General features: G+C 62.4%; 7 protein-coding genes. 1 reads left to right on the top strand and 6 read right to left on the bottom strand.

What is annotated here, in order from left to right; translation table 11 throughout:
- Window positions 1-59 precede the first annotated feature (59 nt).
- From PQR42_RS18330 to PQR42_RS18310, 5 genes are all read right to left on the bottom strand, one after another.
- Window positions 60-725: a C40 family peptidase gene (locus PQR42_RS18330; protein ID WP_408203843.1), complete on the bottom strand. Its 666-nt coding sequence runs from the start codon at window positions 723-725 to the stop codon at window positions 60-62.
- Between the two features lie 137 nt (window positions 726-862).
- Window positions 863-2485, bottom strand: coding sequence for an ABC transporter ATP-binding protein (locus PQR42_RS18325; protein ID WP_408203841.1), 1623 nt, complete (start codon window positions 2483-2485; stop codon window positions 863-865).
- Complete coding sequence (locus PQR42_RS18320) at window positions 2482-3588, bottom strand: ABC transporter permease (RefSeq protein ID WP_408203839.1); 1107 nt, start codon at window positions 3586-3588, stop codon at window positions 2482-2484. The genes PQR42_RS18325 and PQR42_RS18320 overlap by 4 nt, the downstream gene beginning before the upstream one ends.
- Entirely contained in the window at window positions 3588-4625 is a 1038-nt protein-coding gene (locus PQR42_RS18315; RefSeq protein WP_408203837.1) for a microcin C ABC transporter permease YejB, read from the bottom strand. The genes PQR42_RS18320 and PQR42_RS18315 overlap by 1 nt, the downstream gene beginning before the upstream one ends.
- Before the next feature lie 35 nt (window positions 4626-4660).
- Window positions 4661-6502 carry an extracellular solute-binding protein gene (locus PQR42_RS18310; protein ID WP_408387264.1) on the bottom strand — a complete coding sequence of 614 codons (1842 nt, stop codon included), beginning with the start codon at window positions 6500-6502 and terminating at the stop codon, window positions 4661-4663.
- Between the two features lie 246 nt (window positions 6503-6748).
- Between PQR42_RS18310 and fabI the strand changes: the two genes are divergently transcribed.
- Window positions 6749-7540 (top strand): enoyl-ACP reductase FabI, encoded by a 792-nt coding sequence (fabI, locus tag PQR42_RS18305; protein WP_408493691.1) that lies wholly within the window; start codon window positions 6749-6751, stop codon window positions 7538-7540.
- Between the two features lie 143 nt (window positions 7541-7683).
- On the opposite strand, the gene PQR42_RS18300 is transcribed toward fabI, so the two are convergent.
- Window positions 7684-8031: a hypothetical protein gene (locus PQR42_RS18300; RefSeq protein WP_408203833.1), complete on the bottom strand. Its 348-nt coding sequence runs from the start codon at window positions 8029-8031 to the stop codon at window positions 7684-7686.
- Window positions 8032-8040 lie beyond the last annotated feature (9 nt).

Genomic DNA, 8040 nt, shown 5'->3' with positions numbered 1-8040 from the left:
AAAAAGCCTGCTTCATTCGAAGCAGGCTTTTTTATGCCGGGAATCGCCGGCGCAATCTCTTACTGATTGCCGCCGATTGCCGCGTTTACGCGCTTGCGGAGATCCTGGCCGTCCTGATACGACGCCTCGATCCGGCGCGCACCGGTAAAGCGCTTTTCCCAGTAGCCGTCATCCATGTCGTCGACACGGATCGTGCTGCCCGTGGAAGGCGAATGCACGAACTTGTTGTCGCCGATATAGATGCCGACGTGCGAGAACGTGCGGCGCATGGTGTTGAAGAACACCAGATCGCCCGGCTTCAGATCGCTCACGCGAACCTTCTCACCGACGCGGCTCATTTCCTCGGCGCGGCGCGGCAGCGCCATGCCGAGCGTGTCCTGGAACACGTAGCGCACGAAGCCGCTGCAATCGAGTCCCGAATCCGGAGTGTTGCCACCCCAACGGTAACGCACGCCGATCATGTTCAGCGCGCCGACGACCACGTCGCCCGCTTTGCCGGCCATGCCGGAGAGGAACGATTTGGCGCCGCTGTCGCTAGCGGGAGCGGTTGCTTGCGAAGTGGGAGCGGACAAAGAATTCGACCCGCTGAGGGTCGAATATGAGGCATTCTGATTGAAACTGCTTACTTCGTCGGCGAACGCGCCGGGAGCTGCTGCCATCAAGACGCCAATGAACATCCCGGCGACGACGCGCGTGCAAGCCTGGGTTAGGTTTCTGTGCTGCATTGGTCGGTATTTTTTGCCTAAAAATCAGGGGTCTACGGAAAAAAGTTTGGTCGATACTAGCCAGTAAGTATTCACATGTCAAAACAAATAGAAAAATACAATCGAGACACGCACCCAATTGGTGAAAAAGCCGTAAATCAAAGGTCCAGCGCTGCTTTCAGCAGCTTTCGGGTATAGGGGTGGGCGGGTGTCGCAAAAATCTCCTCAACCTCGCCGCTTTCGACGATCGAACCGTTTTGCATGACTGCGACACGGTGCGCCATCGCCCCGATCACGGCCAGATCGTGACTGATGAAAACGAAGCCGAGGTTGTACTTCTGTTGCAATCCCGCGAGCAGTTTTAGCACCTGCTGCTGAATGGAAACATCGAGCGCGCTGGTCGGTTCGTCCAGGATCAGAATGCGCGGTTCCAGCACCAGCGCCCGCGCAATCGCGATCCGTTGACGCTGCCCGCCGGAGAATTCGTGCGGATAGCGTTGCAGCACCGTGCGATCGAGGCCGACTTCGCGCAGCACCGAGATCACCTTGTCGCGGCGCGCTTGCGGCGTCATGGCCGGCCGGTGCAGCGCGAGCCCTTCGCCGACGATCCGCTCGATGGTCTGGCGCGGCGAAAGCGAACTGAACGGATCCTGGAAGACAACCTGCATGTTCGAGCGTAAGGCGGTCTGTTCGGCGCCGCGGTAGCTGCCGAGCGCCCTGCCCTGAAACTCGATCTCGCCGTGCACGGTGCGTTGCAGGCCGAGCAAGGCCATCGCCAGCGTGGATTTGCCCGAACCCGATTCGCCGACGATCCCCAGCGTCTCGCCCTGGCGCACGGACACGTTCGCGTCCGCGACGGCGCGAAACCGCCCCGAGCGAAACCAGCCGCTGAATCCCGGCAGCTTTGTTTTGAAATCGACCGAGATCCCGCGCGCTTCGAGCAGCACCGGCGAAATCGGCAGAACCGGCACCACCGTGCGTTCCGGGCGGCTCGCCAGCAGACGTTGCGTGTACGGATGCTGCGGCGACTCGAACACCTGCTCGACCGGCCCGCTCTCCACCAGAACGCCCTTCTCCATCACCGCGATGCGTTGCGCGAAATGGCGTACCAGGTTCAGGTCATGCGTGATCAGCAGCACGGCCATGCCGCGTTTTTCCGCTTCGTCGCGTTGCAACTCCAGCAGCAGATCGACGATCTGCGCGCGGATCGTCACGTCGAGCGCCGTGGTCGGCTCGTCGGCGAGCAGGAGACGCGGACGGCACGCCAGCGCCATCGCGATCATCGCGCGCTGACGCTGGCCGCCCGACAGCTGATGCGGATAGCTGTTCACGCGCTTGCCCGGCTCGGCGATACCGGTGCGCCCCAGCAGCGCCACGGCGCGCTTGCGCGCCTCATTCGCCGTCACGCCGTCATGTACGACGATGGTTTCCGCGATCTGATCGCCGACCGTATAGAGCGGATTGAGCGCGGTCATCGGCTCCTGAAAAATCATCGCGATGTCCGAGCCGCGCAAGCCGCGCATCTCGCGCTCGGTTTTGCCGAGCAGGTCCTCGCCGTCGAAACGGATCGAGCCGCTCACCTGCGCGTCGCTCAACAGACGCAGGATCGACAGCGCGGTCACGCTCTTGCCCGAACCCGATTCACCGACCAGCGCCACCCGCTCGCCGCGCTGGATCGCGAGCGTGACGTCGCTGACCGCGACGGTGTCGCCGAAACGCACATGCAGATGGTCCAGTTCGAGCAGCGGCAGCGTCGCGTTATTTTGCAGGTTCGCGCTCATTGATTGCCTCCGGCGCGCATGGCATCGGAGATACGGGTATCGAGCGCGTTGCGCAGCGCGTCGCCCATGAAGGTCAGCAGCAACAGCATCGCCACCAGCACGCCGAAGGTGGACAGCGAAATCCACCACGCGTCGAGATTCGCCTTGCCTTGCGCGAGCAACTCACCGAGGCTCGGCGTCGGCGACGGCACGCCGAGGCCGAGAAAGTCGAGACTCGTCAGCGCGAGAATGGCGCCGCTCATCCGAAATGGCAGGAACGTGATCACCGGCGTGAGGCTATTGGGCAGCACATGCCGCCACATGATCTGCCAGTTCGACAGCCCCATCGCGCGTGCCGCTCGCACGTAGTCCTGGTGGCGATTGCGCAAGAATTCGGCGCGCACGTAATCGGACAGGCCGATCCAGCCGAACAGCGAGAGCAGCACGATCAGAAGAATGAAGCCCGGCTCGAAGATCGACGAAAAGATGATCAGCAGATAGAGCTCCGGCATGGCGCTCCAGATTTCGATCAAACGCTGCCCGATGATATCGGTACGTCCTCCGAAATAACCTTGCACGGCGCCCGCCGCGATCCCGAGTATGGTGCCGATCAGCGTCAGCACCAGCCCGAATTCCACCGACACCCGGAAGCCATAGAGCAATCGCGCGAACAGGTCGCGGCCGCGGTCGTCGGTGCCGAGCCAGTTGTCGCGCGACGGCGGCGCCGGATTCGGCGCCTTCGAAAAGTAATTCAGCGTGTCGTAGTAGTAACGATTCGGCGGATACAGCGCGAAATTGCCCGGTGCGTCGAAACGATGCTTGATATACGGATCGAGATAATCGGCCGGCGTCGGGAAATCGCCGCCGAAGGTGGTCTCGGCGTAGGTCTTGAACATCGGGAAATACAGGCTGCCGTCGTAGCGCACCACGAGCGGCTTGTCGTTCGACCACAGCGGGCCGGCCAGACTCGCCGCGAATGCCACGACGAACACGATCAGGCTCCAGTAGCCCAGACGCTGCTGGCGAAAACGCTGCCACACACGGCGCGCGGGCGAAGGCGAAACGAACGCGCGCGCCGGTTCGGTGCGCGCCGACGCGTCGGCGGAAAGACGGGCTCGATTCATCAGCGCTCCAGTTGTTCGAATTGGATGCGGGGATCGACCCACACATAGCAAAGATCGGAGATCAGCTTGGTCGCGAGCCCGATCAGCGTGAACAGATACAGCGTGCCAAGCACGACCGGGTAATCGCGCCGCACCACCGATTCGTACGACAGCAGCCCGAGGCCGTCGAGCGAAAACAGCGTCTCTATCAGCAGACTGCCGGTAAAGAACGCGCCGATAAACGCGGCCGGGAAACCGACGATCAGCGGCAACAGCGCATTGCGGAACACGTGCTTCCACAGCACGCGCTTTTCGGACAATCCTTTGGCGCGCGCGGTCAGCACGTATTGCTTGCGGATCTCATCGAGAAAAGCGTTTTTCGTCAACATGGTGACGACCGCGAAACTGCCCACGACCGAGGCCGTGATCGGCAACGCGATATGCCACAGATAGTCGAGAACCTTGCCGACCACACTCAGTTGCGCCCAGTTGTCCGAAGTGAGATTGCGCAGCGGAAACAGTTGCAGGAACGTGCCGCCGCCGAACAGCACGAGCAGCAACACGCCCAGCACGAAGCCCGGAATCGCGTAGCCGAACAGCACGACGAGGCTCGTCGCGACATCGAAGCGCGAGCCGTTGCGTATCGCCTTCGCAATGCCGAGCGGCACCGATATCAGATACGTCAGAAAGAACGTCCATAAGCCGATGCTGATCGACACCGGCAGCTTGGAAACGATCAGCGACCACACGCTTTGATGGCGGAAATAACTCTGGCCGAGATCGAACGTCGAGAAGCGCTTGAGCATCAGCACGTAGCGTTCGAGCGGCGGTTTGTCGAAGCCGTATAGCGCTTTGAGCTGCGCGATCTGCTGCGCGTCGACGCCGGTATGCGCGCGCAGACCGAACGGCGCGCCGCCCTCCGCGCCTTTGCGCAACTCGTGCTGCATCTGCTCGACCGGGCCACCGGGAACGAACTGGATCACGGCGAAGGTCAGCGTCAGCACGCCGAGCAAGGTCGGGATCATCAGCAGCAGGCGTTTGAGGATGTAGCTCCACATGGCGGCGTTTCCGAATGAATGACGCGTTAGCGCGGTTAAGGTTGCGCTTGCGGCTGTGATTGCGATGGTGGTTGCGCGAACCACCACATCGACGTGATCCAGCCTTCCGCTGAATAGTACAGGGGCAGCGTTTTTGGCCACGCAAGGCCGCGCTTGAACGCCACGCGATGCGTCGCGCTGTACCAGTGCGGCACGACATAGTAGCCATGCATCAGCACACGGTCGAGCGCGTGGGTGGCGTCGACCAGTTGCTCGCGCGTTTGCGCATGCACGAGCGCACTTAGGATCGCATCCACTACGGGCGACTTCAGCCCGATCATGTTATCGGAACCCTGCGTATCGGCGGCCTTGCTGCCGAATCGTTCGATCTGCTCGGAGCCGGGCACCTGCACGTCAGGCATGCGGATAGTAGTGGTGTCGAAATCGAATGCGTCCAGACGCTTTTGATAGACCGCGAAATCCGACACGCGAAACGTGGCCTGGATGCCCAGCTTCTGCAGATTGCGGATGAAGGTCGCGACGATCGGCTCCATCTGCGCCGACGAGCCGGAGTCGTCGAGAATCTCGAAGCGGAACGGCTCACCCTTGGCGTTGCGCAATGCGCCGTCGCGGTAGGTCCAACCGGCCTGCTGCAAGAGCGCGCGCGCCTCCAGCAGATTGGCGCGCAGCGAGCCGGGCGGGTCGGTGTCCGGCTGCTTCGGCGGCGGACCGAACACCGCCGGGTCGAGCTTCGCGCGCCACGGTTCGAGCAAGGCCAATTCACCCGGCGAAGGCAGACCCTTCGCCTGCAAATCGGTGTTGGCGAAGAAACTGTCGATACGTGTGTACTGATTGAAGAACAACTGCCGATTGAGCCACTGAAAGTCGAGCGCGAGATCGAGCGCCTTGCGCACGCGCACGTCCTGAAACAGCGGCCGCCGCGTGTTCAGCATGAAGCCCTGCATGCCGGTGCCGTTATGTTGCGGAAACACCTGTTTGATCAGCTCGCCGCTATCGAATTTCTTGCCGACGTCACGCCGCACCCAGTTGCGCGCGACGTATTCGACCAGTGCGTCGTACTCGCCGGCCTTGAATGCTTCCAGCCGTGCCGTGCTATCCGAATACAGCTTGTAGACGACGCGATCGAAGTTATTCATGCCGACGCGCACCGGCAGCGCCGCGCCCCAGTAATTCGGGTCGCGTCGGTACGTAATCGTGCGGCCGTTGTCGTATTGCTCGATCAGATAAGGCCCGCTGCCGATCGGCTTTTCGAACGCGAGCTGGTCGAACGGGATGCGGCTGCCGTCCGGCTTCATTCCCCACTTGCGCGAGAACACCGGTATGCCGCCCGCGAGCAACGGCAACTCGCGATTGCGCTGGTGAAACTCGAAGCGGATCGTGTGCGGATCGATCACCACCGCGCGCGTGATCTCGCCGAAGATCGATGCGAATTGCGGCGCGGCCTGCGGGCTTTTCAGCGTGTCGAGCGAGAACTTGACGTCGTCGGCGGTGACCGGATCGCCGTTCGAAAACCGTGCTCGCGGATTAATGTGGAAGGTCACCGACAGGCCATCCGGGGCGATGTTGATGTCGTCGGCGAGCAGCCCGTAAGCGGACGCCACTTCATCGCTGCTGCCGACGGTGAGGCTTTCGAACATCAGGTCCACACCCGGCGCCGTATTGCCGCGCAGCGTGAACGGATTGAATTTGTCGAAGCTGGTCAGGCGACTCGGATTGGCCAGCACCAGCGTGCCGCCCTTCGGCGCGTCCGGATTGACGTAGTCGAAATGCTTGAAATCCGCCGGATATTTCGGTGCCCCGTATTGCGCGATCGCATAGACCGCATGCGCCCGCGGCGCCACGAGAAGACCAGCCACGGCCAGCACGCCGCACATCATCGCGGCGCAAGCGGCGCGCCATGAACGTGGCGCAATCGCGAGGCCGGCACGCGAGGGTCTGTGAATCACGCTGCACCGGAGTGCACGAGGCGTTGAAACCCGTCGCGAACCAGTTGTCATAGGGGCCTTGTTGGTCAGTGGGCAATTGCAGTGTGAGAGAATTCTACCCAATAAACCCGCGCGATCCGCACGTCCGTTGCGCACAGTGTCGACGTGCGCGGCGCGCCGATCCGATCAGGAGATTTCATGGGCTTCCTCGCTGGTAAACGTATCCTGCTGACCGGCCTGCTGTCGAACCGTTCGATTGCCTACGGCATCGCGCAAGCCTGCAAGCGCGAAGGCGCCGAGCTGGCGTTCACCTATGTCGGCGAGCGCTTCAAGGACCGCATCACCGAGTTCGCCAGCGAGTTCGGCAGCGACCTTGTGTTCCCCTGCGACGTCGCCGACGACGCGCAGATCGACGCCCTCTTCGTCTCGCTCAAGCAACACTGGAACGGCCTCGACGGTCTCGTTCACTCGATCGGCTTTGCGCCTCGCGAAGCGATTGCCGGTGATTTTCTCGACGGCATGACGCGCGAAAATTTCCGCATCGCGCACGACATCTCCGCGTACAGCTTCCCCGCGCTCGCCAAGGCCGCGCAATCCATGTTCACGCCGGACGCGTCGTTGCTCACGCTGAGCTATCTCGGCGCCGAACGCGCGATTCCGAATTACAACACCATGGGTCTCGCCAAGGCTTCGCTCGAAGCCAGCGTGCGTTATCTGGCGGTCTCGCTCGGCGCGAAAGGCGTGCGCGTCAACGGCATTTCGGCGGGCCCGATCAAGACGCTGGCCGCGAGCGGCATCAAGGGCTTCGGCAAGATTCTCGAGTTCGTCGAACAGAACGCGCCGCTCAAGCGCAACGTGACGATCGAACAGGTCGGCAATACGGCGGCGTTCCTGCTGTCGGATCTGGCGGCCGGCGTGACGGCGGAAATCGTGCACGTCGATAGCGGCTTTAGCGCGGTGGTCGGCGGCATGGCCACAGTGACGGAGTGAACGACGAGCGTTCCGAGTGAGCGCGCGGCGCTTTGTGCGCGCCGCTGCGTTTAGCGGGCCTATTGCAGAAGCCCAATGAAAAACCGCCCTTTTCGGGCGGTTTTTCTTTGACTTCGCGATTCGATCGACCGCGGTCTGGACGCTTAATGCCAGCCGCGATGATTGTCGTAATGGTCGCGGCCGTAGTTGTAATGGCCCGGAGGATGATGGCGATACCAGTCATCGCGCGCCCAGTAGCGGCGGCCGTCCCAGTAGCGGTCGCCGTGCCAGCCGATCACGATCGCCGGGCCGCCGTAGTACACGGGCGCCGGTTGATAGACGACCGGCGGCGGAGGAGGCGGCGGCGGTGCATAGACCGGCGCCGGTGCGACGTAGACCGGCGCGGGAATGCCGATGTTGACACCGATGTTGACACCGCCGGCCATTGCGGCGCCCGACGCACCCAGCGCGAAAACCCCGATCAAAAGTGGAACAAGACGAGCGGACTTCATCGATCACCC

This window comes from Paraburkholderia sediminicola, from assembly GCF_046027355.1.
GTDB classification, from domain to species: Bacteria; Pseudomonadota; Gammaproteobacteria; order Burkholderiales; family Burkholderiaceae; genus Paraburkholderia; species Paraburkholderia sediminicola_B.
The sequence above is the reverse complement of the archived record's forward strand: the minus strand, read 5'-3'. Positions and strand labels throughout refer to the sequence as shown.

Bases quoted from the DNA above. Each gene is read 5' to 3' on its own strand.
- PQR42_RS18330 (WP_408203843.1), bottom strand. From the start codon at position 725: ATGCAGCACAGAAACCTAACCCAGGCTTGCACGCGCGTCGTCGCCGGG.
- PQR42_RS18325 (WP_408203841.1), bottom strand. From the start codon at position 2,485: ATGAGCGCGAACCTGCAAAATAACGCGACGCTGCCGCTGCTCGAACTG.
- PQR42_RS18320 (WP_408203839.1), bottom strand. From the start codon at position 3,588: ATGAATCGAGCCCGTCTTTCCGCCGACGCGTCGGCGCGCACCGAACCG.
- PQR42_RS18315 (WP_408203837.1), bottom strand. From the start codon at position 4,625: ATGTGGAGCTACATCCTCAAACGCCTGCTGCTGATGATCCCGACCTTG.
- PQR42_RS18310 (WP_408387264.1), bottom strand. From the start codon at position 6,502: ATGATGTGCGGCGTGCTGGCCGTGGCTGGTCTTCTCGTGGCGCCGCGG.
- fabI (WP_408493691.1), top strand. From the start codon at position 6,749: ATGGGCTTCCTCGCTGGTAAACGTATCCTGCTGACCGGCCTGCTGTCG.
- PQR42_RS18300 (WP_408203833.1), bottom strand. From the start codon at position 8,031: ATGAAGTCCGCTCGTCTTGTTCCACTTTTGATCGGGGTTTTCGCGCTG.